The organism is Streptomyces sp. WAC03905 (assembly GCF_057371075.1).
The window spans coordinates 5,672,972-5,697,918 of sequence record NZ_JBXYDZ010000003.1 but is presented as its reverse complement, the minus strand read 5'-3'; the positions used below and the strand labels follow the sequence as shown (position 1 = coordinate 5,697,918).

The following is a 24,947-nucleotide window of genomic DNA, read 5'->3' as shown; positions in this document are numbered from 1 at the left end:
ACGCTCCCGCCCAGGCGGGCCAGACCCAGCCCCGCCGGCGATTGAGGCGCGGCCACCCGCCCGCACCCCCGGGCACGGGAACGGGCCGGGCCCGGTGCCCCCTTGGGGGAACCGGGCCCGGCCCGTGACTGCTGCCGACCGCGCGGCGGCCGCGCCTAGTTGTCGTCCTCGTCGATCAGGAAGCCCCGCATCGGCGACGGCGCCTGCATCGGCTGCGGCGCGGCCGGCCGCACCGGAGCCATCGGCTGGGTCATCGCCGGGGACATCTGCTGCTGGCCGCCGTAGGACGGACCGGCACCCATCGGGGAGGGACCGCCCATGGACGGGCCGCCCATGGAGTGGCCCATCGCGCCGGCCGGAGCCATCGAGGGGGACGGCGACGGGGGCAGCGCGGGACCGGCCGGGTTGCGCGGCGGGGCCAGCGAGTCGTCGGCCTGGGTCTCCAGCTGACGCAGCTGGGACTCCAGGTAGGACTTCAGGCGCGTGCGGTACTCACGCTCGAAGCCGCGCAGGTCCTCGACCTTGCGCTCCAGCGTGGCGCGGGCGGACTCCAGGGAGCCCATCGCGACGCGGTGCTTCTCCTGCGCGTCCCGCTCCAGGGCGTCGGCCTTGGCGCGGGCGTCCCGCTCCAGGCCCTCGGCGCGCGACCGGGCCTCGCCGACGATCTTGTTGGCCTCGGAGCGGGCCTCCGCGATCGCCTGGTCGGCGGTCTGCTGCGCCAGCGACAGGACGCGGGCGGCGCTGTCGCCACCGGGGCCCTGCTGCGGGAGCTGGGGCTGCTGCATCTGCTGCATGGGCTGGCCCATGGGCTGCATCTGCTGACCCATCGGCTGCATCTGCTGACCCATGGGCTGCATCTGCTGGCCGAGCGGGTTCTGGCCGCCCATCGACTGCTGCTGCTGCATGGGCTGCTGGCCCATGCCCTGCGGTCCGCCCATGGGGTGCTGCTGCATGGGTCCGCCCATGGGGCCGCCCATCGGGCCGGGGCCCTGCTGGCCCTGGCCGCCGGGGCCCGGCGGGAGCTGCGGCGCGCCGCCCGGCAGCTGGGGCGGGCCCATCTGCGGGTTCTGCTGCTGCGGCGGGCCGGATATGGCCGCGGGCACGGGGGCGCCGGGGCCGCGCTGGTCCTGGGGCTCGGGCTTGCGCATGTTCTGCTGCTGCTGGTTCTGCGCGGCGGCACGCGTGGCGGCAGCCAGCTTGGCGCGCAGGTCCTCGTTCTCGCGCAGCAGGCGCGTCAGTTCGGACTCGACCTCGTCGAGGAAGGCATCGACCTCGTCCTCGTCATAGCCTTCTCGGAGGCGGACGGTCGTGAACTGCTTGTTCCGCACGTCCTCGGGAGTCAGCGGCATGTCTTCTTCACCTCTACGTAGTCGTCGGCAGTCGGCTGGACCGTATCGGGACCGTCCCCGCGCGTGCGGGGAAGCTCATCGTTCACACGCTTCTCGCAGCGGTGCTCACGAAGCTGATGAGGATGTAAACGATGATCATCAGAACGAAGAAGGACAGGTCGAGTGCCACGCCGCCGAGACGCAACGGCGGGATGAACCGCCGAAGGAGCTTGAGCGGTGGATCGGTGACAGTGTAGGTGGCCTCCAGAACGACCACCATCGCCTTGCCGGGTGTCCATGAACGTGCGAACTGGAACACATAGTCCATGACCAGTCGGAAGATCAGCACGATCAGGAAGCACATCAGCACGATGTAGATCACCTGCAGCGCGATGCCCATCCCGTGCTTCCCTCTCCCCGTTTCCCGATCTGTTCCCGGTCCCGTATCTGACGGATCGGTCTAGCTTTGGTTGAAGAACCCGCCCTCCGCGATGCGGGCCTTGTCCTCCGCCGTGACATCGACGTTAGCAGGCGACAGCAGGAACACCTTCTGTGTCACGCGTTCAATGCTGCCGTGCAGACCGAACACGAGTCCGGCGGCGAAGTCCACGAGACGCTTCGCGTCCGTGTCGTCCATCTCCGTGAGATTCATGATCACCGGAGTGCCCTCACGGAAGTGTTCCCCGATGGTACGGGCCTCGTTGTAGGTCCGGGGGTGCAGTGTCGTGATGCGGTACGGCTCCCGCTCGGAGACGACCTTGGGCATGATCACGGGGGCGTTCTTCTCCAGGTTCGTGCGATCAGGTGTGATGGATGCCACGGGGGCAATTCGCGCAGGACGTCCGTTTTCCACCGGAATTGGGATGGGTTCCCGCTGCGCCGGAGGCTGTACGGCTCGTACCGGTTCGTCCGATACGGGCGACTGGTGCACGGGCTGCTGTCGGCGATCCCGCTCCCGAGCCCGCTCCATCTCCGGCTCGGGCTCGAACTCGTCGTCGGGGTCGTACCCCGGGTTGTCGTACCGGTCGTCCTCCACGAGGCCGAGGTAGACCGCCATCTTGCGCATCGCGCCGGCCATTCTCCGAGTCCTCCGCTCTGTGGTGGATCGCCCTGTCGCAGGTGCCGCCGTGTCACGAATGTCACCAACTGCCCGCGATCCACGTGGTCTGCCCGCTCATCGACGGGAATGACCATATTTTCTGCTGTGGTCCGACTTTCTTCGCGACGTTACCCGAGCCGGGGTCTCGCGCCGAGTACCGCAGTGCCGACGCGTACATGTGTCGCACCGGCCGCAACGGCCTGTTCCAGGTCTGCGCTCATCCCGGCCGACACCATCGTGGCAGTCGGATGGTCCGCGCGCATGCGGGATGACAATTCCATCAACCGCTCGAAGGCGGCCCGTTCGCGTCCCGCGTAGGGGCCGGACAGCGGTGCGACGGTCATCAGTCCGTCGATCCGCAGTCCGGGCGCCCCGGCGACGAGGTCCGCCAACTCCGCGAGCTGCTCCGGGGCGGCGCCGCCCCGGGTCCCCCGCTCGCCCGACTCGGCGTCGAGGGCGATCTGGACGAGGCAGCCGAGTTCGCGGCCGGCGCCGGCCGCGGCCGCCGACAGGGCGGTCACCAGCCGGGGGCGGTCGACGGACTGCACGACGTGCGCGTATCCCGCCACGGAACGGACTTTGTTGGTCTGCAACTGGCCGACGAAGTGCCAGGTGAGCGGCAGATCCGAGCAGGCCGCGGCCTTGGGGGCGGCGTCCTGGTCGCGATTCTCGGCAACATGACGGACGCCCAGCTCCGCCAGCAGTCGTACGTCGCTCGCGGGGTAGGTCTTGGTGACCACGACGAGCGTCACCTCCCCCCGGTCCCGCCCCGCCGCGGCACAGGCGGACGAGATGCGCTCCTCCACCCGCGCCAGGTTCGCGGCGAGCTTCCGACTTACGATCCGTCATTCTTCTTTTCCCCCGGGGTCCGGGGGTCCTCCCCCCGGGAAAGCTCCGTCAACCAGACATATCCGGCCAGTCGGCCGGTGACCCGGTCGCGGCGGTACGAGAAGTGGTCCCGCGACTCCAGTGTGCAGACCGGTGAGCGCAGGCCGTTCACCACCCCCGCCTCCGCGAGCTGCGCGTGCACCCCCGCGACGACGTCGACCGCCGGTGTGCCCCAGCTGGTCTCGGCCCGGGCGGCGGGCACCACTACCGCGACCGACTCCCGCATCTCGGCCGGCACCTCGTAGCAGTGCCCGCAGACCGCGGGTCCGGTGCGGGCGACGATCCGGCCCGGTTCGGCGCCGAGGGAGACCATCGCCTCCACGGCCGCGGGCACCACCCCGGCGACCAGTCCGGGCCGCCCGGCGTGGGCGGCCGCGGCCACCCCGGCGACGGGGTCGGCCAGCAGGACGGGCGTGCAGTCGGCGGTGAGCACGGCGAGGGCGAGTCCCCGACGGGCGGTCACCACCGCGTCCACGGCCGGGATCCCGGTGTCCGCGCCCCAGGGGCCGTCCACCACCGCGACGTCCCGCCCGTGCACCTGGTTCATCCAGACCACCAGGTCCGGGTCGAGTCCCAGGGAGCGCGCCGCCTCGGCCCGGTTCGCGCGAACGGCGGCCGGGTCGTCTCCGACCGCGCCGCCGAGGTTGAGCTCTTCGTACGGAACGGCGCTCACCCCGCCCCACCGGTCGGTGAAGGCGAAGTGGGCGCCGCCCACGTGATGCTGCTCCGGTGTCACTTCAAGAAGTCCGGGACATCCAGTTCCTCGGCCGGGCTGTCCTGGTACGGCCGGGCCGTGGGGACCTGCGGCGCCGGGGCCTGGACCTCGACCGGGGCCGGCTCGACGGGGGCCGGGGGCTCCTCGCGCGGGGGGACCGTGCCGAGTCCGCCGAAGGCCGGGCGGGCCGGCTCGGCGGCGCGGACCGGAGCCGGGGCCGGCTCCTCGCGCTTGGTGGACGCGGCGCCGATGACGTTGTCCCGGCGGGCCGGGGGCTGTCCGCCGTCGAACCCGGCGGCGATGACGGTGACCCGTACCTCGTCGCCGAGCGCGTCGTCGATGACGGCGCCGAAGATGATGTTCGCCTCGGGGTGCGCGGCCTCGCTCACCAGCTGCGCGGCCTCGTTGATCTCGAAGAGACCGAGGTCCGAGCCGCCGGAGATGGAGAGCAGCACGCCGCGGGCGCCGTCGATGGACGCCTCCAGCAGCGGCGAGGAGATCGCCATCTCGGCGGCGGCCACCGCGCGGTCGTCGCCGCGGGCCGAGCCGATGCCCATGAGGGCCGAGCCGGCCTCGGACATCACGGACTTGACGTCGGCGAAGTCGAGGTTGATCAGACCCGGGGTGGTGATGAGGTCGGTGATGCCCTGCACGCCGGACAGCAGGACCTGGTCCGCCGACTTGAAGGCGTCCAGGACGCTGACCTGGCGGTCCGAGATGGACAGCAGGCGGTCGTTGGGGATGACGATGAGGGTGTCGACCTCTTCGCGGAGCTCGGCGATGCCGTCCTCCGCCTGGTTCGCGCGGCGCCGGCCCTCGAAGGTGAACGGCCGGGTGACCACACCGATCGTCAGGGCGCCCAGCGAGCGCGCGATGTTGGCGACGACGGGTGCGCCGCCGGTGCCGGTGCCGCCGCCCTCACCGGCGGTGACGAAGACCATGTCGGCCCCCTTGAGGACCTCCTCGATCTCCTCGCGGTGGTCCTCTGCCGCCTTGCGACCGACCGCCGGGTTGGCGCCGGCGCCGAGGCCGCGGGTGAGTTCACGACCGACGTCGAGCTTGACGTCGGCGTCGCTCATCAACAGCGCCTGCGCGTCCGTGTTGATGGCGATGAACTCGACGCCCTTGAGACCGACCTCGATCATTCGGTTGATGGCATTGACACCACCGCCGCCGACACCGATGACCTTGATGACTGCGAGGTAGTTCTGCGGTGCTGCCACGTCGAAGGCCTCTCGCCTCGAGTTACGTGTCGCCGCCTCGCGGGCCTGCGTTGCGACGACTGATGCCGAAATAGGGACGGTCCGAACGCGCCGACCCGAACCCTCACCCTGAAGTTTAGGGTTAGGGGTGTGTCTGTTCCTTGGACTCTTCCGAACAGGACACTAAGTCGACAAGTAGCGCGTGTTCAACGAACACGCCGAACCTCCCGTTTTTCTTTTCACCCTATGTGATCACCCGTATCGCTGGCCAACCAGGGTGCGCCGCTGTTCGACCTGACGTCAACTCCCGGCCGCCGCAGGGGCGGTGGGAACGCTCACGTCGAAGTGACCGGCCTTCGGGGCGGCTTTCAACAAAGCGGTCAGCGCGCGCCCCTTCGCGTCGCTCTGTTCGCCGCTGCCCCACCGCACGGACCGGCCCCCGGTCAGCTCCAGCACGATGGAATCGTAGGAACCCACCTTGACCTGCACGGTCTGCCGGGCGATCGGCGCCGGGAGGGACCCGGCGACGAGCACGGCCTCGTGCAGCAGCCGCTCTTCGTCGAAGCGCCGGGCGCTCGGGGAGCCTCCGGCGTTCAATTCGAGGACCGGAACACCCGCGGGCGCTTTCGGAACCGTGTCGAATCGCACACCCGATGCGTCCACTTCCACGAAGTTGGCGTCCTTTTTGATGAGCAGGACGGGTTTGCGCTCGGTCACCTTCAGTCCGATTCCGTGCGGCCAGGCCCGCACCGCATCGACCGAATCGATGCGGGGCAGACGCCCCCGGACGCGGCTCTCGATCTCGTCGGTGTCGACGCTCACGAGGGGCGCGCCCACGGGCACGGCCGCGGCGGAGAGCACCTGCTCGGGGGTGAGCACCTCCGTGCCGGTGGCGGTGACCTTCTCGACGCGGAGCCAGGAGGATCCGCAGAAGACCCAGCTGCCGCCCCCGACGAGGAGGACCGCGGCGGCCAGGGAGGCCAGCACGGGACCCCGGCGCAGCTGCTTGCCGGGGCCCCGCGGGGCGGTCCTCGCCGGGGCCTTCGCGGACTTCGAGCCCTTGGGCGGCTCGGGAAGGGCCGGCGCCCTTGCGGGGCGGCCGGCCGGGCCGATCAGGAGACGGTGTTCCGCGCTGTGCGGTCGTCGCTCCGGCCACTCCTGTGCCTCCTGCGTCCGTGCTCCCGCGTCAGCGGGATCGGTGGGCTGCGATCGCCTCGTACACCATGCCGACCAGGAGCTCGTCGGCGTCCCGGCGGCCGAACTCACCGGCGGCGCGGGACATCTCGTACAGGCGGTGCGGGTCGGACAGCACCGGGAGGACCTGGCCGAGCACCCACTCGGGCGTCAGTTCCGCGTCGTCCACGAGCAGGCCGCCGCCGGCCTTGACCACCGGCTGGGCGTTGAGCCGCTGTTCGCCGTTGCCGATCGGCAGCGGGACGTAGGCGGCGGGCAGCCCGACGGCGGACAGTTCGGCGACGGTCATCGCTCCCGCGCGGCACAGCATCATGTCGGCGGCGGCGTACGCGAGATCCATCCGGTCCACGTACGGTACCGGCACATAGGGCGGCATCCCGGGCATGTTGTCGACACGCGGCAGTTCGTTCTTCGGCCCGACGGCGTGCAGGATCTGCACGCCGGAGCGCTGAAGGGTCGGCGCGACCTGCTGGATGGTCTCGTTGAGGCGGCGTGCGCCCTGCGAGCCGCCCGAGACGAGCAGCGTGGGCAGGTTGGGGTCCAGGCCGAACGCGGCGCGCGCCTCGGGGCGTACGGCGGCCCGGTCGAGGGTGGAGATGGAGCGGCGCAGCGGGATGCCCACGTAGCGGGCGCCGCGCAGCTTGCTGTCGGGGGTGGAGACCGCGACGGCGTGCGCGTACCGGGAGCCGATCTTGTTGGCCAGTCCGGGCCGGGCGTTGGCCTCGTGGACGATGATCGGCACCCCGAGCCGCTTGGCCGCGAGGTAGCCGGGCAGGGCCACGTAGCCGCCGAATCCGACGACGCAGTCCGCCTTGGTGCGCAGGAGGATCTCCTCCGCGGCCTTGATGGTGCCGCGCAGCCGCCCGGGGACGGTGATCAGCTCGGGAGTGGGCTTGCGGGGCAGCGGGACGGCGGGGATCAGTCCCAGCTCGTAGCCGCGCTCCGGCACCAGCCGGGTTTCGAGTCCGCGCTCGGTGCCCAGGGCGGTGATGCCCACTGAAGGGTCCTGCCTGCGCAGGGCGTCCGCGAGGGCGAGCGCCGGCTCGATGTGGCCGGCGGTCCCCCCACCGGCGAGTACGACATGCACCGAAATTCACCGCTCTCCGGACGGACGCTTCTTGACGCGCCGTCTCATCGACTTCCATCTCACCCCGGTCCGCCTCCAGCCGGTCTTCGGCTGTCGCATCGCGAGGGCCGCGCGCGCGGCGGGCTCCTCCCGCGCGAAGGCGATGAGCAGTCCGACCGCGAACATGGTCGGCAGCAGGGCCGACCCCCCGTAGGAGAACAGCGGGAGCGGGACACCGGCGATCGGCAGCAGGCCGAGCACCGCACCGATGTTGATCACGGCCTGGGCCGTGATCCAGGTGGTCACGCCTCCCGCGGCAAACCGTACGAAGGAGTCCTCCGTGCGTCCGGCCACGCGGATACCCGCATAGCCTAGAGCCGCGAACAGGGCGAGCACCGACAGCGTCCCCGCCAGTCCCAGTTCCTCCCCCGTGATGGCGAAGATGAAGTCGGTGTGGGCTTCCGGTAGTTGACCCCATTTTTCCACACTTGCACCCAGGCCGGAACCGAACCAGCCACCCGACGCGAGCGCGTAGATCCCGTGTACGGCCTGCCAGCAAAGGTCGTTCTTGCCCGGTTCTGTCGCCCCGATGCACTCCAGCCGGTCCATCCGGTGCGGGCTGGTCTTGATGAGCAGGGCGACGATCGCAGCCGCGAAGGCCAGGACGCCGACGAACATCCGCGTGGGGGCGCCGGCGAGCCAGAGCAGACCGAACAGGATGGCTCCGAGGATCATCGCGGTGCCCATGTCCCCGCCGAGCATGATGAGCCCGAGCAGCAGGAAGGCCACGGGGACCAGGGGCACCAGGAGGTGCTTCCACTGGCTCAGGAGGCCCTTGTCGCCCTTGCGGGCCAGCAGGTCGGCGCCCCACAGGATCAGCGCCAGCTTGCCGAACTCGCTGGGCTGGAGCATGAACGGGCCGCCGAGCGAGATCCAGTTCTGGTTGCCGTTGATCGAGACCCCTATCCCGGGGACCTGGACCAGGACCATGAGGAACAGCGTGCCGGCGAGGACCGGGTAGGACAGCGCCCGGTGCAGCTTCACCGGCATCCTGGAGGCGACCAGCAGCAGGCCCGCGCCGATGAGGGCGGCCAGGAACTGCTTCTTGAAGAAGTACGCGTCCCCCAGGCCCAGCTGGAGGCCTTTGATCATAGAGGCGGAATACACCATCACCAGGCCGAGCACGGTGATGAGCAGGGAACTGCCGAAAATCAGGTAATAAGCCGTGAGCGGGCGGTCCCACGCCTTGCGCAACTGCTGCTGCGTGCGCCGGAGACCGGCCAGCGGCCCGCGCCCGGCGGGCCGGGCCGGGCGCTTCGCACTCACACCGGGGCGCTTGCGGCCCTGCGCCTTCACGGCGGACGGCCGCCGCCCCGGCAGCATCTGCTTGGCCGGCATCTGTGATCTTCCCCTCCACTCGTGCGAGGCGAGCATCCGGCCGGAGGGAACCTGTCCCGGCGCCCCCGGCCTAGGCCGTGTCCGCGGCGCCCTCGGCGGCCAGTTCGCGGACCGCGTCGGCGAACGCTTCCCCGCGCTTGTTGTAGTTCGCGAACATGTCCATCGAGGCGCAGGCCGGTGCCAGCAGGACCGTGTCGCCGGGCTCGGCGAGCGCGGCCGCCTCGCGGACCGCTGCGAGCATCGCCCCAGTGTCGGTCCGGTCGAGGTCGACGACCGGGACCTCGGGGGCGTGTCGCGCCAGCGCCTCGGCGATCAGCGCCCGGTCGGCGCCGATCAGGACGGCGCCGCGCATCCGCGCGGCCGACTTCTGCACGAGTTCGTCGAAGGTCGCGCCCTTGGCGAGACCGCCGGCGATCCACACGACCTTGTCGAAGGAGGCGAGGGAGGCCTCCGCCGCATGGGTGTTGGTGGCCTTGGAGTCGTCGACGTAGACGACGGAGCCGACCTCGTCCACCCGGGCGACCCGGTGGGCGTCCGGACGGAAGTCGCGCAGCCCGTCGCGGACCGCGCGCGGCTCCACGCCGAAGGCGCGGGCCAGGGCCGCGGCGGCGAGGGCGTTGGCGATGTTGTGCGGGGCCGGCGGGTTGACGTCCTTGACCTCGGCGAGCTCCTGGGCGTTCTTCTGCCGGTTCTCCACGAAGGCGCGGTCGACGAGGATGCCGTCGACGACGCCGAGCATGGAGGGGCCGGGGGCGCCGAGGGTGAAGCCGATCGCACGGCAGCCCTCTTCGACGTCCGCCTCGACGACCAGTTCCTCGGTGGCCGGGTCGGCCACGTTGTACACGCAGGCCACCGTGTTGCCCTCGTAGATCCGGCCCTTGTCGGCGGCGTACGCCTGCATGGAGCCGTGCCAGTCGAGGTGGTCGGGGGCCAGGTTGAGCACGGCCGCCGAGTGGACGCGCAGCGAGGGCGCCCAGTGCAGCTGGTAGCTGGAGAAGCTCGACGGCGAGCACGTCGTACTCCTGCTCGCCGAGCACCACGTCGATGATGGGGGTGCCGATGTTGCCGACGGCGGCGGTGCGCAGGCCGGCGGCCTTCAGGATCGACGCGAGCATCTGCGTGGTGGTGGTCTTGCCGTTGGTCCCGGTGATCGCGAGCCATTCGGCGGGCGCGGCCGGAGGCCGGTCGCCGGCGCCGTCGGCGCCCTGCGAGCCGGCCCGGCGGGCGGTACGGAGTTCCGCGCCGGCCCCGCGCAGGCGCCAGGCGACCTCGACGTCGCCGACGACGTCGACGCCCGCCGCGGCGGCGGCCAGGAAGAGCGGGCTCTCGGGCTGCCAGCCGGGCGAGGTGACGACCAGTTCGGTGCCCTCGGGCAGCGTCTCGCCCGCCCGGGCTCCGTCGGGCAGGTGGCCGAGGCGGACCTCGATGCCGAGCTCGGCGAGCTCGGCGGCCCTGGCCCGGTGCGCGTCGCCGTCGCCGTTGTCGACGACGGTCACGCGCGCACCCAGCCCGGCCAGGGCCCGGGCGGCGCTGATCCCGCTGATGCCGAGACCTGCCACGGTGATCCGGCCCGGCAGGCCGAACCGGCCCAGGGCGTCGGGGCCGAGCACGCCGGCCAGGTCGGAGGAGGTCACTTGTCGGCTGCCCATCCCGCGTAGAAGAGACCGAGACCCACGATCACGCACATGCCCTGGATGATCCAGAAGCGGACCACGACGAGGACTTCGGACCAGCCCTTGAGTTCGAAGTGGTGCTGGAGCGGCGCCATCCGGAAGACGCGCTTGCCGGTCAGCTTGAAGGAGCCGACCTGGATGACGACCGACATCGTGATGAGCACGAAGAGGCCGCCCAGGAGCGCCATCAGGAACTCCGTGCGGGAGCAGATGGCGAGGCCGGCGAGCGCGCCGCCGAGGGCCAGCGAACCGGTGTCACCCATGAAGATCTTGGCGGGCGAGGTGTTCCACCACAGGAAGCCGAAGCAGGCGCCCATCAGGGCGGAGGCCACGACGGCCAGGTCGAGGGGGTCGCGCACCTCGAAGCAGGCGTTCGGGTTGGTGAGGTCGGCCGCCATCGCGCACGACTCCTGGAACTGCCAGACGCCGATGAAGGTGTAGGCGCCGAAGACCATCACGGCGGCGCCGGTGGCCAGGCCGTCCAGACCGTCCGTCAGGTTCACGCCGTTGGACATGGCCAGGATCATGAACAGCGCCCAGACCACGAAGAGCACCGGGCCGATCGACCAGCCGAAGTCCGTGACGAACGACAGCTTGGTGGAGGCCGGGGTCAGCCCGCGCGAGTCCTTGAACTGCAGTGCGAGCACCGCGAAGGCGATGCCGACGATCAGCTGGCCCGCCATCTTCGCCTTGGCCCGCAGACCCAGCGAGCGCCGCTTGACGATCTTGATGTAGTCGTCGAGGTAGCCGACGAGACCCATGCCCGCCATCAGGAACAGCACGAGCAGGCCCGAGAAGCTCGGCTCCGAGCCCGTGAGGATCTTCGTCAGCGCGTACGCGACGAGCGTCGCCAGGATGAAGGAGATACCGCCCATGGTGGGCGTGCCCTTCTTCCCGGCGTGGCCGCGCGGGCCGTCGTCGCGGATGAACTGGCCGTAGCCCTTGCGGGCGAGCAGCTTGATCAGCAGCGGGGTGCCGACGACGGTCAGGAACATGCCGATGACACCGGCGAACAGGATCTGCCTCATCGGCCGGCGACCTCGCCCTCGACAGTGCCCTCGAGCAGGGCCTGCGCCACCCGCTCCAGACCGGCCGACCTGGAAGCCTTCACCAGCACGACGTCACCCGGGCGCAGCTCACTGCGCAACAGGTCGACCGCCGCCTGCGCGTCGGACACGAGCACCGACTCCTCACCCCACGAACCCTCGTTATATGCGCCCAGTTGCAGCCAGGAGGCTTCCCTGCCCCCGACCGCGACGAGCTTGCTCACGTTGAGCCGGACGACAAGTCGTCCGACCGCGTCGTGCTCGGCGAGAGCGTCGTCTCCGAGCTCGGCCATCGGGCCGAGCACCGCCCACGTGCGCCCCCCGTCCGCACTGCCGCCACCACCCATCGCGGCGAGCGCGCGCAGTGCGGCCCGCATGGACTCCGGGTTCGCGTTGTAGGCGTCGTTGACGATCGTCACACCGTCCGCCCGCTCGGTGACCTCCATCCGCCACCGCGACAGCGTGCCCGCCCCGGAGAGCGCGGTGGCGATCTCCTCGACGGACATGCCCAGGACGTGGGCGACGGCGGCCGCGGCGAGCGCGTTCGACACGTGGTGCTCACCGTACAGCCGCAAGGTCACGTCGCTGCACCCGGTCGGTGTGTGCAGTGTGAAGGAAGGCTGCCCCTTGTCCGTCATGCGGACTTCCGTGGCCCGGATTTCGGCGTCGTCGGCCTCTCCGAACAGCACCGTACGGGCCTTCGTGCGCGCGGCCATGGAACGAACCAGCAGGTCATCGGCGTTGAGGACGGCGACGCCGCCCTCCGCCTCGGCCGGGAGCGCCTCGACGAGCTCGCCCTTGGCCTGGGCGATCTGCTCGCGGCCGCCGAACTCGCCGATGTGCGCGGTGCCGACGTTGAGGACCAGACCGATCCGAGGGGGTGTCAGTCCGGTGAGGTAGCGGATGTGGCCGATGCCGCGGGCGCCCATCTCCAGGACGAGGTGCTGGGTGTCCTCGGTGACGCGGAGCGTCGTGATCGGCAGGCCGATCTCGTTGTTGAGGTTTCCGGGGGTCCACACGGTCGGCGCGTGGTGCTGGAGCACCTGCGCGATGAGGTCCTTGGTGGAGGTCTTGCCCGCGGACCCGGTGAGGGCGACGACGTCGGTGCCGAGGCGGGCGACGACGGCGCGGGCGAGCGCTCCGAGGGCTGCCACCACGTCGGGGACGACGATGGCCGGGACGCCGACGGGCCGGGTCGCGAGGACGGCGACGGCGCCGGCGGCCACCGCTCCCCCGGCGTAGTCGTGGCCGTCCACCCGCTCGCCGACGAAGGCGGCGAACAGGCTGCCGGGCCGGACCTCGCGGGAGTCGTAGACGACGGGACCGGTGACCTGGACGGACGGATCCGGTATGTCGTGGGGCCGCCCGCCGGTGATGTCGGCGATCTCGGCGAGGGAAAGGGCGATCACTGGTTCACCTCGGCCTGTCGGACCTGGGTCGTTCGATCGAGCACGCGTTGGTGTTCGATCGCGGCGCGGAGCACCGTGCGGTCGTCGAAGGGCCGGACCACCCCTGCGGTGTCCTGGCCCTGCTCGTGGCCCTTGCCGGCCACGAGCACGGTGTCGCCGGGCTCGGCGCGCGCGACGGCGGCGGCGATGGCGGCCGCCCGGTCGGCGTCGACGAGGACGGTGCCGCGCTCGGCGGGCGGTACGGACACGGCGCCGCCGAACATCGCGGCGAGGATCGCGAGCGGGTCCTCGGAACGCGGGTTGTCGGAGGTCAGGACGGCCACGTCGGCGAACCGGGCGGCCGCGGCGCCCATCGGGGCCCGCTTGGTGGTGTCGCGGTCGCCGCCGCAGCCGAGCACGATGTGCAGCTTGCCGGTGGTGACTTCGCGCAGGGCGCGCAGCACCGATTCGACGGCGTCCGTCTTGTGGGCGTAGTCGACGACGGCGAGGTACTGCTGTCCCGCGTCCACCCGCTCCAGTCGGCCGGGGACCCCGGGGACCGCGGCGACGCCGTCGGCGGCGGTCTGCGGGTCGAGGCCGGCGGCGGCGAGCGTCACGATCGCGGCGACGGTGTTGGCGACGTTGAACGGGCCGGGCAGCGGGGCCTTGGCCCGTACGCGCTGTCCCTCGGGGCCGACCAGCGTCAGCGTGGAGTCCATGTGGCCGGTGACGACGTCCTCGGCGCGCCAGTCGGCGGCCGGGTCGCCCGCGGCGGAGAAGGTGACGACCGGGACGGTCGCCTCCTTGGCCAGCCGGCGGCCGTACTCGTCGTCGAGGTTGACCACGCCCAGGCGGGAGCGGCGGGGGGTGAAGAGCCCCGCCTTCGCCTGGAAGTAGTCCTCCATGTCGGAGTGGAACTCCATGTGCTCGGGGCTCAGGTTGTTGAAGACGGCGACGTCGAAGACGCAGCCGTCGACGCGGCCGAGCACCAGGGCGTGGCTGGAGACCTCCATGGCCACGGCCTCGACGCCGCGTTCGCGCATGACCGCGAAGAGGGCCTGGAGGTCGGTCGCCTCGGGGGTGGTCCGCTCGGACTTGATGCGCTCGTCGCCGATGCGCATCTCGACGGTGCCGACCAGTCCGGTGCTGCGGCCCGCCGCGCGCAGGCCGCCCTCGACGAGGTACGCCGTGGTGGTCTTGCCGGAGGTTCCGGTGATGCCGATCTGGAGGAGGCCGTCGCCGGGCCGGCCGTAGATCGCGGCGGCGAGCTCGCCCATCCGGCCGCGCGGGTCGGCGACGGCCAGGACCGGCAGGCCGGTCGCCGCGGCGCGCTCGGCGCCGGCGGGGTCGGTCAGCACGGCGGCGGCGCCGAGGCCGGCGGCCTGGGCGGCGAAGTCGGCGCCGTGGGTCCTGGCTCCCGGCAGGGCCGCGTACAGGTCTCCGGGGCGGACCGCACGGGAGTCGTGCGTGATCCCGGTGATCTGCGCCGCGCCGGGCGACGGGACGCCCAGCAGCGCGGCCAGCTCGCCCAGCGGGCTCGCAGTGGCGGACGCGGGCCTGGGCGGTCCCGGCGGCGTTGCCGGGGCGTCTTGCTGGGTGGTTCTGGGCTGATCAGCGTGGGGCACGGCGGTGAGCGTACCGGGCGCGGCGGCCGGGTCGCGAAGTGAGGGCCCGGCCCCGGCTGGGGTGTCCGGTCGGTTCCCGGGTTTCGGGGTGATCGTTGTCACTGGTGGTGCCTCACGCTCTTGTGGCGGGCAGACCGCGGCCGTGGGTCACTGGCCGGGCTGCGGACTGGGCTGCGGGGCGGGCTGCTGGGCGGCCTGCGGGCCGGGCTCGTAGGTGACCGGGAGCCCTGCGGGGGCGGTGCCGGTGGGGGCGACCTGGAGGGTCTTGAGGGCGAACTCCATGACCTTCTTGTAGATGGGGCCGCAGATCTGGCCGCCGAAGTAGCTGCCCTTGGTCGGGTTCTGGATGGCGCAGTAGACGGTGATGCGCGGGTTGTCCGCGGGGGCGAACCCGGCGAAGGAGGCGGTGTAGCCCTTGTAGCGGCCGGTGGCCGGATCCACCCGGTTGGAGGTGCCGGTCTTGCCGCCGACCCGGTAGCCGGGGATCTTTGCCTTGGTACCGGTGCCCTCCTGGTCGTCGACGACGGATTCGAGCATCTCGGCGAGGGTCTTGGCGGTTTCCTGGCTGATCACGCGGTTCTGTTCGGGGGCCGGGGCCGGGGTGAAGCGGCCGTCGGGGCCCTTGGTGCCGCGGACCAGCGTCGGCTCGATGCGGACCCCGCCGTTGGCGATGGTCGAGTACACGGAGGCCGCCTGCATGGCGTTGAGGGACAGTCCCTGGCCGAAAGGGATCGTGTACTGCTGCGAAGTGGACCATTCCTGGGGCCGGGCGAGGATGCCGCGGGACTCGCCCGGGTAGTTCAGGCCGGTGGGCCGGCCGATGCCGAACTTGGTCAGGTACGAGTGCAGGACCTCGTTGGACTTCGCCTGGGTGGGGCCGAGCTGGCCGGTGGCCAGGATGGTGCCGATGTTGGAGGACTTGGCGAGGACCCCGTTGAGGGTCAGGTACCAGGTCGGGTGGTCGACGTCGTCCTTGAAGAGCCGGTCGCCGCGGTGCAGCCGGTTGGGGACCTCGACGCGGGTGTCGGGGGTCGCCTTCTTCTCCTCCAGCACGGCCGCCATCGACATCACCTTGGCGGTGGAGCCCGGCTCGTAGACGTCCTGGAGCGCGGCGTTGCCCATGGCGGCGGAGCTGGCCCGGGTCAGGTCGTTGGGGTCGAAGCCGGGGGCGTTGGCCATGGCCAGCACCTCGCCGGTGCGGGTGTCCTGGACGATGACGTAGCCGCGGTCGGCCTCGGACTTCTGCACCTGCTCGGCGATGGCGCTCTGCGCCGCCCACTGGATGTCGCGGTCGATGGTCAGCTCGATGTCGTCGCCGGGGACGGCGGGCTTCTCGCTGGAGCCGGCGGTGGGCACCTTGCGGCCGCCGGACTGGGCGTAGGTGATCTCCCCGTCCTTGCCGGCCAGTTTCTTGTCGAGGGAGGACTCCAGCCCGCCGCCGCCCTTGCCCTCGGCGTTGACGTAACCCAGTATCCCGGCGGCGAGGTCCCCGCCCGGGTACACGCGCTTGCTGCTGTCCTCCTTGAACACGCCCGCCAGGACGTTGGCGCCGGGGGCGTTGTTCTTCTTGTCGGCGGTCGCCTTCTCGGCGAAGACCCGCTTGAGGTCCTTGATCTGGTTCCAGACCTGCGGGGTCTGGCGCTGGGCGAGGACCACGTACCGGCTGTTCTTCGTCCTGAGCTTGTCCGCGATCCCCTTGGCGTCCTTGCCGAGGATGGGTGCCAGCAGCGCGGCGGCCTGCTCGGGGGCGTCCGGGGCCTTGCTGTCCTGCGGGGTGAACATCTTCGGGTCGGCGGTGATGTCGTACGCGTCGACGCTCGTGGCGAGGGCCACGCCCTTGCGGTCGGTGATCTCGCCGCGCTCGGCGGCGAGTTTGACGTTGGTGTAGCGGTTCTTGGAGGCCGCCGCGGAGAAGGACGAGGCGTCGACGGCCTGCACCTGGAGCAACCGGACGACGAAGGCGAGCATGACGAGGGTCAGGCCCACGCCGACCAGGCGCAGCCGGGGCCGGGGGCTGCCGAGCCGGATCGTGTGGGGCTTGCGGGGGCCGGCGGGGCGCCGGGTCGCCGGGCGTGAGGCCGGGCGGGCGGTGGCGCGGGGCCGGTCGCCCGGCCGTGGGGGCCTGGCCGGTCCGGGCACTCGCCGTCGCGGCGGCTCCTGCGGGCTCACCCGGCCACCGTCCGCGGCATGCCGGTGCCTCCGGTACGGGTGCCCGTACCGCCGCGGGCGGCGCGGTGCGGGGCCGCGGGCCCGGGCCTTCCGGGGCTCCGCCCCGGACCCCGTGCCTCGAACGCCGGCGAGGCTGGTTCAGACGGGATCCGCGTCACGACGTCACCTTCCAGGGGTCTGGCTGGGCTGCGGGCTGCCGGTGGGGGCGGGCTGGGCCGGAACCGGCGCCGGGGGTGCGGCCGGGGCCGGGGACTGGCCCGGTCCGGCCGGCGCGGGGGGCTGCGAGGCCGGGATCGCGGCCGGGGTCGGCGACGGCGGGGCCTCGGCCACCGAGACGCTGCCGGCGACCTTGCCGTCCGGGCCGATGAAGACGGGGCTGCCGCCCGGGACGAGGCCCAGTTCCCGGGCGCGGCGCTGGAGTGCGTCGGGGGCAGAGTGGGCGTCCACGTCGCGCTGGAGGGCCTGCTCCTCGTCGGTCAGGGCGGTGGTCTCCTTCTTCAGCCGGGTCAGCTGGAAGGAGCCCTCGTTGAGCGCGGAGTTGAGCAGCAGCAGGCTGATCAGCCCGCCGGCGAGCAGGGCCACGACCAGCAGGACGAACGGCATGCGCGCCGCCTGCCCGCCGGGCCGCGGCCGGGCCGGGCGGGCGCCGAGGGCCCGCCCGATGCGGGCCGCCTGCCCGCGGGTCAGCGTGGCGACCTTCCCGGCCTTGGTCACAGTCGCGCCTCCCGGATGCGTTCGACCCCCCGGAACCTCGCCGGGGCGGCCCGCCGGTTCTCGGCGATCTCCTCCTCGGTCGGCAGTTCCGCGCCGCGCGTGAGCAGTTTGAGCTTCGGCTGGTACTTCTCCGGCACCACCGGCAGCCCGGGCGGCGCGGTGGAGGTGGCGCCCGCCGAGAAGACCTGCTTGACCAGCCGGTCCTCCAGCGAGTGGTACGAGAGCACCGCGATCCGGCCGCCGACCGCGATCCGGTCCACGGCCGCGGGGATGGCCCGCTCCAGCCCGGACAGTTCGCCGTTGACCTCGATCCGCAGCGCCTGGAAGGTGCGCTTCGCCGGGTTGCCACCGGTCCGCTTGGCCGCCTGGGGCAGGGCGTCGCGGATGAGGTCGACCAGCCGGGCGCTGTTGCTGAAGGGCGCCTTCTCGCGTTCCCGGACGATCGCGGACACGATCCGCTTGGCCTGCTTCTCCTCGCCGTACTGGCGCAGGATCCGCACGAGTTCGCCCGGAGCGTAGGTGTTGAGGACCTCGGCGGCGCTGATGCCGGTCGTCTGGTCCATGCGCATGTCCAGCGGCGCGTCCTGCGCGTACGCGAACCCGCGGTCCGCCTCGTCCAGCTGCATGGAGGAGACGCCCAGGTCGAAGAGGATGCCCTGGACGGCCGGGAGGCCCAGCCCGTCGAGCACCTCGGCGAGGTCCGCGTAGATGGCGTGGACGAGGGTGGCCCGGTCGCCGAAGGGGGCGAGGCGTTCGCCGGAGAGCCGCAGGGCCTCCTTGTCGCGGTCGAGGCCGATCAGGCGAGCCTCGGGGAACCGGGTCAGCAGGGCCTCGCTGTGGCCGCCGAGGCCGAGGGTGCAGTCGACGACGACGGCCCCGGGCCTCTCCAGCGCCGGGGCCAACAGGTCCAGGCACCGCTGGAGCATCACCGGGACATGTCGGGACTCGCTAGTCAAAGCGCCCTCTCAGGTAACGGCGCGGCATGCGTACGCACCGCCCGCTCCCCCGGCCGGTGAGCGGAAGAGGGCCGGGCCGTACGTACGCGCCGCGCACGCGGAGTCTTCATCGGTGGCCGGCGGCCGGTCAGGGCCGGGCTCCGGCCGGTTCGCGTCACTTTAGTGCAACGGTCGCCGCGGTCAACGAACCGGCCCGCGCGCCGTACGCCCCTCTCGGACCGAAGCCGCGTATCCCCTCGAACCACCCGGACGGCCGACCCCCGCCCACCCCTGTGGGTCAGCTCACAGCAAGCGGCGTTGACGTCGTTCGTCCCACCTCACGCCGGGGCGTCCGCGCCCGTGACCGCCCCTCCTGGGCCGTCGAGGCGTTCCGGGACGTCGGTCAGGAGGTCCGCCAGTCCGTGCAGCGGGTCCGGAGCAACCCGTTCCTGCCGCGCCAGGACGGTGTGCGAGGCTTCGTCTTCGACGTGCACACCGGACTCCTCCGGGAGATCGATCCCGGCTCCTGAGTGACACAAGGCCGTAACGCCGTCAAGAATGCGGGAAGACACCGTCCGGGGACCCCGGGTCCGGTGTCCGTGTTTCGGGGTGGGCCGGTCAAGCGCCATGGGGCGCCCGGCCCTGGGAAATGGGCCGAGGAGAACCAGGTGACGACGTATGACGACCGAGCGAGCCTCGCGGATCTGACCAGCACGGCGGAGCGGGTCCGCCAGTCGGTCGAGAGCGTGATCGAGGGCAAGCCCGAGGTCGTCCGCCTCGCGCTGACCGTGCTCCTCGCCGAGGGGCACCTGCTGATCGAGGACGTGCCCGGCGTGGGCAAGACGATGCTCGCCAAGACGCTGGCCAAGTCCATCGACTGTTCGGTGCAGCGCATCCAGTTCACGCCGGACCTGCTGCCCTCCGACATCACGGGCGTCAGCATCTACGACCAGCAGCGCCGCGAGTTCGAGTTCAAGCCGGGCGCGATCTTCGCGCAGATCGTCATCGGCGACGAGATCAACCGCGCCTCGCCGAAGACCCAGTCCGCGCTGCTGGAGTCGATGGAGGAGCGCCAGGTCACCATCGACGGCACCACCTACACCCTGCCCAGCCCGTTCATGGTCGTCGCCACCCAGAACCCCGTGGAGATGGAGGGCACCTACCCGCTGCCCGAGGCGCAGCGCGACCGTTTCATGGCGCGCGTCTCCGTCGGCTACCCCAGCCCGGAGGCCGAGCTCCAGATGCTCGACGTGCACGGCGCGGTGAACCCGCTCGACGACCTGCAGGCCGTCGCGCACGCCCACGACATCGTCAAGCTCATAGAGGCCGTGCGCGAGGTCTACGTCGCCGAGCCCGTCCGGCGCTACGTCGTCGACCTGGTCGCCGCCACCCGCAGCCATCCCGACCTGCGGCTCGGGGCCTCCCCCCGGGCCACCCTGCACCTCCTGCGCGCCGTGAAGGCCTCCGCCGCGCTCGCCGGCCGGGACTACGTCCTGCCCGACGACGTCCAGTCGCTGGCCGCGCCGGTCCTCGCGCACCGGCTGCTGCCCACCGCACAGGCCCAGCTGAACCGGCGGACCTCCGAGCAGGTCGTCGGCGAGATCCTCCAGCGCACCCCCGTCCCGGCCGCGCACGCCCGCGGCGAGATGCCGCCCGGCGCCGGCGCCCGGAGCTTCTGATGGGCGCCGGTGCCCCTCGCGGCGCCGGCGGCCCGGGAGAGGGCGGCGGACTGCGCGCCTCGCTGTCCGGGCTGACCACCCGCGGCCGCTCGTTCGTCGCCGCCGGGATCGCCGCGTCCGTCTGCGCCTACGTCCTGGGCCAGGGCGCCCTGCTGCGCGTCGGACTGCTGCTCGCCCTCCTGCCGCTGATCTGCGTCTACGCCCTGCACCGCACCCGCTACCGGGTCTCCGGCAGCCGCCGCCTCACCCCCGGTCGGGTGCCCGCGGGCGCCGAGGCCCGGGTGCAGCTGCGCATGGACAACGTCTCCCGGCTGCCCACCGGCCTGCTGATGCTCCAGGACCGGGTGCCCTACGTACTGGGCCCGCGCCCGCGGTTCGTCCTGGACCGGGTCGAGCCCGGCGGCCGCCGCGAGGTGTCCTACCGGGTCCGCTCCGACCTGCGCGGCCGCTACCCCCTGGGGCCGCTCCAGCTGCGCCTGACCGATCCCTTCGGGCTGGTCGAGCTGACCCGCTCCTTCAGCACCTACGACACCCTCACCGTCATACCGCGCACCGAGTCCCTGCCCCCGGTCCGGCTGACCGGCGAGTCCAACGGCTACGGCGACGGCAGCCGCCGCTCCCTGGCGCTGGCCGGCGACGACGACGTGATCCCGCGCGGCTACCGGCGCGGTGACGACCTGCGCCGCGTGCACTGGCGCTCCACCGCCCGCTACGGCGAGCTGATGGTCCGCCGCGAGGAGCAGCCCCAGCGCAGCAGGGCCACCGTCCTGCTCGACACCCGCCGCCTCGCCTACGACGGCGCGGGCCCCGACTCCGCTTTCGAGTGGGCCGTGTCCGCGGCCGCCTCCAGCCTCGTGCACGTCCTGGAACAGGGCTTCTCCACGCGGCTGCTCACCGACACCGGGAATTCGGTGCCCGGCGAGGGCGGCGGCGGCTTCTCCGCCGGCGGCCAGGAGTCCGCGGAGGCCGCCGGGCTGATGATGGACACCCTCGCCGTGGTCGGGCACTCCGACGGCGCCGGGCTCTCCCGCGCCTACGACGCCGTGCGCGGCGGCGGGGGCTTCGGCGAGGGCGGCGGCGACGGGCTCCTCATCGCCTTCTTCGGCGACCTGGACGACGTACAGACCGAACTGGCGGCCAAGATGCGCCAGCGCACCTCCGGCGCGGTGGCCTTCGTACTGGACACCGGGGCCTGGGGCGGACGGCCCGAGCCCGGGCACGACGTGGTGCCGCTGGAGGAACGGCTGCGCAGGCTGCGGGACGCGGGCTGGACGGCGCTGGCCGCCGCGCCCGGGGTGGCGTTCGGCGAGCTGTGGCGGCAGGCCGGGGCCGGGCGCGTCGGTACGGCGACGAGCGGAGGCCGGGAATGAGCGGACGGGCGAAACTGACGGTGTTCGCGGCGCTCGCGACGCTGCTCACCTCGTGGTCGCTGAGCCCCCTGGTGGAGTCGCAGGCCTGGCTGCTCCAGGGTGCGCTGCTGCTGGCCGTGCAGAGCGCGGTCGGCGCGGGCGCCCGGCGGGTGCCGCTGGCGCGGTCGCTCACCGTGGCCGCACAGCTGCTGGTGTCGCTGCTGCTGCTCGCGCTGCTCTTCGCGGGCAAGGTGGAGTCCAGCGGCAGCGGGCCGCTGGCCTACTTCGTGACGGACTTCGGCTCGCTGTTCGCGCAAGGCGTCCACGACGTGGGCGAGTTCGCGATACCGGCGCCCCTGACGGACGGCATCCAGCTGCTGCTGGTGTCCGGGGTGCTGCTGATCGGCCTGCTCGTGGACCTGCTGGCGGTGACCGCGCGCACGGCCGCCGCGGCCGGGCTGCCGCTGCTCGCGCTGTACTCGGTCGCCGCGGGCCTGTCGGGCGGCGGGGAGTCCTCCTGGGTGTCCTTCCTGATGGCGGGCTGCGGCTACTTGATGCTGCTGCTCTGCGAGGGCCGCGACCGGCTCGCGCAGTGGGGGCGGGTCTTCGGTGCGGCACCGCGCGGGCGCGGGGCGGCCGACTCCGGCCTCAGCCCGGGCGGCGGCCGGGCCGAGGCTCCGGTGAGGTTCGGCCGGCGGATCGGCGCCATGGCCCTGGGGCTGGCCCTGGTGGTGCCCGCGGCGCTGCCCGCCCTCGACGACGGGCTGCTCGGCGGCCCGCGGGACGGCGAGGGCAGCGGCGGGTCCGGCGGAACGATCTCGGCGGTCAACCCGCTGGTGTCCCTGCAGAGCAACCTGAACGCGCAGGACAACCGGGTGGTGCTCAGGTACCGCACGGACAACCCGCAGCAGGGCGACCAGTACCTGCGCATCCTGGCGCTCGACGAGTTCAACGGCTCCAAGTGGGAGGCGTCGGGGCGGGCCCTGACCGACGTGCCCGAGCAGCTGCCCGTCCCGCCGGGCCTCGGTGACCAGGTCCGCCTCGGCGCGACCGAGGTGACCACGAACATCACGGCGTCGGACGGCTACAGCCAGCGCTACCTCCCCATGCCGTACCCGGCGACCGCGGTGGACGTGCGCGGCAAGTGGCGCTTCGAGCCGGTCGGCCGGACCCTGGTCGGCGACCAGCTGGGCAGGGACAAGTACCAGACGGTGCAGGGCGCCGAGTACAACGTGCGCAGCCTGCTGCTGAAGCCGACCGCGCAGCAGCTGCAGAAGGCCCCGGCGCCGGACCCGGCGGTCCGCGAGGAGTACACCAGGGTCCCGGACAGCCTGCCGCCGGTGGTCGCCGAGACGGCCCGGAAGGTGACGCAGGGGACGAAGGACGACTATTCGCGCGCGGTGAAGCTGCAGGACTTCTTCGCCGTGAGCGGCGGGTTCCGCTACGACACGCAGACCGCCTCGGGGACCGGGCCGCAGGCCGTGGCCCGGTTCCTCGCGGACAAGGAGGGCTTCTGCATCCACTTCGCGTTCTCGATGGCGGCGATGTCCCGCACGCTGGGCATCCCGGCGCGCGTCGCGGTGGGCTTCACGCCCGGCGAGAGGCAGTCGGACGGCGTCGTGAACGTGTCGATGCGGGACGCGCACGCCTGGCCCGAGCTGTACTTCCAGGGCGTGGGCTGGACGCGGTTCGAGCCGACGCCCCGGTCCGGCCTCAACGTCCCGGACTACTCCCGGACGCAGGCCCCGGTGGCCCAGCCGTCCGCGCCGGCGCCGCTGCCCTCGCAGGGCGCGGTGCTGCCGGCTCCGGCGCCGTCGGCGTCGGTCGACTGCCCGCCGGCGCTGAAGAGGCTCGGTGAGTGCGGGCCGACGGCCCCGCAGCAGAGCGCGGCCGGGGACGGCGGGCCGTCGCTGACGGCGGTCCTCGGCTGGGTGGCGGTCGTGGCGGCGGTGCTGGGGCTGCCCCTGCTCCCGCTGCTGTGGCGCGGCCGGGTGCGGGCCCGGCGTCTGCGGACCGGGGAGGTCCTGGCGGCCTGGCAGGAGCTGGGCGACGCCGCCTGGGACGTGGGCGTGGCGCCGGACGAGGCGCTGTCCCCGCGCCGGGCGGCCAGCCGGATCGTGGACCTGGGCCGTCCGGAACCGGAGGCCGCCGCGGCGGTGCACCGGGTGGCGGGCGCGGTGGAGCGGGCCCTGTACGCGCCGCCGGGCGCGGAGGTCGCGTACGCGGGTCTGGCGGACGACGTGCTGGCGGCCCGGGCGGGTCTGCTGGCCGCGGCGGACCGGCTGACCCGGCTGCGCGCGTTGCTGCTGCCGCGCTCGGCGGCCCGGATCTCCTGGGCGGTCTCGGCCCGCTGGTCGGCCTTTGCCTCGGCTGCCTCGGCCCGTCTCGCGGCCCTCCGCCTACGCCTCCCCCTCCGGGACCGCGGCTAGCGTCCAGCCCGTCGGCGGGTGAAGCGCGGGGGCGCGGGGCGGAGCCCGCGCAACCGAACCAGGCAGCTGACAACCCGCGGACGCGAGAACGCGAGAACGCAAGAACGCGGCGAGGCCCGATCCCCCCGGGCCCCGCCGCGTCCGCGCTTTTCCCACCGGGTCCCCCGTACCTCCGCCCGGTGCCGGAAGGAGGTACCCGGTCCGCTCCGCAGCCCCGTGCCGGCGGTGCGGACCGGGTCTCCTGTCCGTTGCTCCCAGTCTGGCGTCCGCGCAGGTGGGAGCCCATCCGCGTGGCTACTCATTTCCGCGCCTAGGTACGGGTACTCAGTGGCCGCGGCGGGTCCCACCCGTTCTACCGGTCCGGCGCGCCCGCGCGGCACCGCCGACCGGGTGCCGCTGCGATCAGCGGTTGCCGCTCACGCGGCCCCGCAGCAGCAGCGACAGCGCCGAGTGGACGTCGTCGAGGGACCGCTCCCGCTGGAACGACTGCCAGTCCAGGGCGGCCACCAGCACCATTCCCACCATCGCGGCGGCGGTGAGCTGCACGTCGATCTCGGGGCTCAGCTCGCCCCGCTCGACGCCTTCGCGCAGCACCGTCTCCACGACGGCCACCGCCTCCTGGCGGACCACCATCAGGGTGGACTGCCAGGTGCGGTTGGTGCGCCACAGCTCGGCGACGTAGAGCTGGGTGAAGGCGGGGTAGCGGTCGATGAAGACGAGGCCCGCCCGGATCATCGCGTCGAGTGCCTCGACCCGGCTGCCGCCGCGCGCCTCGGTGTCCTCGGCCGCCGTCCGCAGGGACGCCGTCAGCAGCCCGACGCCGTGCCGGAGCAACTCCTCGAAGAGCTCGTTCTTGCTCGCGAAGTTGTAGTAGACGGTGCCCTTGGCCACGCCCGCCCGCTCGGCGATCTCATCCACCGTGGTCGCGGAGAAGCCCTTCTCGGCGATCAGGGTGACGGCCGCTTCGTAGAGCTTCTGCCGGGTGGCCGCACGACGGCCCCCGCCGGTACCCGTACCGGTGCTGCTGCTGTCCATGGCGCTGATTGTCAC

Annotated in this window: 19 protein-coding genes and 3 pseudogenes; 5 read left to right on the top strand and 17 right to left on the bottom strand. The window is 72.5% G+C overall.

Annotation, left to right across the window (positions count from 1 at the left end; all coding sequences use genetic code 11):
- Positions 1-155: 155 nt before the first annotated feature.
- The 10 genes and pseudogenes from AC2RP6_RS28260 to murD form a co-directional block, all read right to left on the bottom strand.
- Positions 156-1,349: a DivIVA domain-containing protein gene (locus AC2RP6_RS28260; RefSeq protein WP_486448730.1), complete on the bottom strand. Its 1,194-nt coding sequence runs from the start codon at positions 1,347-1,349 to the stop codon at positions 156-158.
- A gap of 82 nt (positions 1,350-1,431) precedes the next feature.
- Positions 1,432-1,728, bottom strand: a complete 297-nt coding sequence (locus AC2RP6_RS28255) for a YggT family protein (RefSeq protein ID WP_486448729.1) — start codon at positions 1,726-1,728, stop codon at positions 1,432-1,434.
- Between the two features lie 60 nt (positions 1,729-1,788).
- The gene (locus AC2RP6_RS28250) at positions 1,789-2,406 is read right to left on the bottom strand and encodes a cell division protein SepF (RefSeq protein WP_030031797.1); all 618 of its coding nucleotides are present in this window, start codon (positions 2,404-2,406) and stop codon (positions 1,789-1,791) included.
- Between the two features lie 149 nt (positions 2,407-2,555).
- Positions 2,556-3,276: pseudogene (locus AC2RP6_RS28245) on the bottom strand (YggS family pyridoxal phosphate-dependent enzyme).
- Positions 3,263-4,030 carry a peptidoglycan editing factor PgeF gene (gene pgeF, locus AC2RP6_RS28240; protein ID WP_486448728.1) on the bottom strand — a complete coding sequence of 256 codons (768 nt, stop codon included), beginning with the start codon at positions 4,028-4,030 and terminating at the stop codon, positions 3,263-3,265. Before pgeF ends, AC2RP6_RS28245 begins: the two are co-directional and overlap by 14 nt.
- A gap of 17 nt (positions 4,031-4,047) precedes the next feature.
- A complete protein-coding gene (gene ftsZ / locus AC2RP6_RS28235) occupies positions 4,048-5,253 on the bottom strand; it encodes a cell division protein FtsZ (RefSeq protein WP_486448727.1) in 1,206 nt (401 codons plus the stop codon).
- A gap of 279 nt (positions 5,254-5,532) precedes the next feature.
- Positions 5,533-6,111 carry a cell division protein FtsQ/DivIB gene (locus tag AC2RP6_RS28230; protein ID WP_486448726.1) on the bottom strand — a complete coding sequence of 193 codons (579 nt, stop codon included), beginning with the start codon at positions 6,109-6,111 and terminating at the stop codon, positions 5,533-5,535.
- 307 nt (positions 6,112-6,418) lie between these two features.
- The gene (gene murG / locus AC2RP6_RS28225; protein WP_356813196.1) at positions 6,419-7,513 is read right to left on the bottom strand and encodes an undecaprenyldiphospho-muramoylpentapeptide beta-N-acetylglucosaminyltransferase; all 1,095 of its coding nucleotides are present in this window, start codon (positions 7,511-7,513) and stop codon (positions 6,419-6,421) included.
- A 6-nt stretch (positions 7,514-7,519) separates the two neighbouring features.
- Positions 7,520-8,890, bottom strand: coding sequence for a putative lipid II flippase FtsW (gene ftsW, locus AC2RP6_RS28220; RefSeq protein WP_486448725.1), 1,371 nt, complete (start codon positions 8,888-8,890; stop codon positions 7,520-7,522).
- Between the two features lie 70 nt (positions 8,891-8,960).
- Positions 8,961-10,407: pseudogene (gene murD, locus AC2RP6_RS28215) on the bottom strand (UDP-N-acetylmuramoyl-L-alanine--D-glutamate ligase).
- On the opposite strand from murD, the gene AC2RP6_RS28210 reads away from it, so the two are divergent.
- Entirely contained in the window at positions 10,297-10,548 is a 252-nt protein-coding gene (locus tag AC2RP6_RS28210) for a hypothetical protein (RefSeq protein WP_486450592.1), read from the top strand. The pseudogene murD and the gene AC2RP6_RS28210 overlap by 111 nt on opposite strands.
- Here AC2RP6_RS28210 and mraY read toward each other — a convergent pair.
- From mraY to rsmH, 6 genes are all read right to left on the bottom strand, one after another.
- Complete coding sequence (gene mraY, locus AC2RP6_RS28205; RefSeq protein WP_356813193.1) at positions 10,521-11,591, bottom strand: phospho-N-acetylmuramoyl-pentapeptide-transferase; 1,071 nt, start codon at positions 11,589-11,591, stop codon at positions 10,521-10,523. The two genes, AC2RP6_RS28210 and mraY, sit on opposite strands and share 28 nt — an antisense overlap.
- Complete coding sequence (locus AC2RP6_RS28200) at positions 11,588-13,018, bottom strand: UDP-N-acetylmuramoyl-tripeptide--D-alanyl-D-alanine ligase (protein WP_486448724.1); 1,431 nt, start codon at positions 13,016-13,018, stop codon at positions 11,588-11,590. Before AC2RP6_RS28200 ends, mraY begins: the two co-directional genes overlap by 4 nt.
- Positions 13,015-14,724 carry a UDP-N-acetylmuramoyl-L-alanyl-D-glutamate--2,6-diaminopimelate ligase gene (locus tag AC2RP6_RS28195; RefSeq protein ID WP_486448723.1) on the bottom strand — a complete coding sequence of 570 codons (1,710 nt, stop codon included), beginning with the start codon at positions 14,722-14,724 and terminating at the stop codon, positions 13,015-13,017. The genes AC2RP6_RS28200 and AC2RP6_RS28195 overlap by 4 nt, the downstream gene beginning before the upstream one ends.
- A gap of 45 nt (positions 14,725-14,769) precedes the next feature.
- On the bottom strand, positions 14,770-16,791 hold the full coding sequence (locus AC2RP6_RS28190) for a peptidoglycan D,D-transpeptidase FtsI family protein (RefSeq protein WP_486448722.1): 2,022 nt from the start codon (positions 16,789-16,791) through the stop codon (positions 14,770-14,772).
- A 162-nt stretch (positions 16,792-16,953) separates the two neighbouring features.
- Entirely contained in the window at positions 16,954-17,505 is a 552-nt protein-coding gene (gene ftsL, locus AC2RP6_RS28185; protein ID WP_486448721.1) for a cell division protein FtsL, read from the bottom strand.
- Positions 17,502-18,461: a 16S rRNA (cytosine(1402)-N(4))-methyltransferase RsmH gene (gene rsmH, locus AC2RP6_RS28180; RefSeq protein ID WP_486448720.1), complete on the bottom strand. Its 960-nt coding sequence runs from the start codon at positions 18,459-18,461 to the stop codon at positions 17,502-17,504. The genes ftsL and rsmH overlap by 4 nt, the downstream gene beginning before the upstream one ends.
- A 344-nt stretch (positions 18,462-18,805) precedes the next feature.
- Between rsmH and AC2RP6_RS28175 the strand changes: the two are divergent.
- From AC2RP6_RS28175 to AC2RP6_RS28160, 4 genes and pseudogenes are all read left to right on the top strand, one after another.
- Positions 18,806-18,970 (top strand): annotated as a pseudogene (locus AC2RP6_RS28175) (carbonic anhydrase); the annotation flags it as partial.
- 138 nt (positions 18,971-19,108) lie between these two features.
- Complete coding sequence (locus AC2RP6_RS28170; RefSeq protein WP_486448719.1) at positions 19,109-20,119, top strand: AAA family ATPase; 1,011 nt, start codon at positions 19,109-19,111, stop codon at positions 20,117-20,119.
- Complete coding sequence (locus tag AC2RP6_RS28165) at positions 20,119-21,489, top strand: DUF58 domain-containing protein (RefSeq protein WP_486448718.1); 1,371 nt, start codon at positions 20,119-20,121, stop codon at positions 21,487-21,489. Before AC2RP6_RS28170 ends, AC2RP6_RS28165 begins: the two co-directional genes overlap by 1 nt.
- Complete coding sequence (locus AC2RP6_RS28160; protein ID WP_486448717.1) at positions 21,486-23,897, top strand: transglutaminase TgpA family protein; 2,412 nt, start codon at positions 21,486-21,488, stop codon at positions 23,895-23,897. Before AC2RP6_RS28165 ends, AC2RP6_RS28160 begins: the two co-directional genes overlap by 4 nt.
- Positions 23,898-24,299: 402 nt before the next feature.
- Here AC2RP6_RS28160 and AC2RP6_RS28155 read toward each other — a convergent pair whose 3' ends face one another.
- Positions 24,300-24,932 carry a TetR/AcrR family transcriptional regulator gene (locus AC2RP6_RS28155; protein ID WP_486448716.1) on the bottom strand — a complete coding sequence of 211 codons (633 nt, stop codon included), beginning with the start codon at positions 24,930-24,932 and terminating at the stop codon, positions 24,300-24,302.
- Between the last annotated feature and the right edge of the window lie 15 nt (positions 24,933-24,947).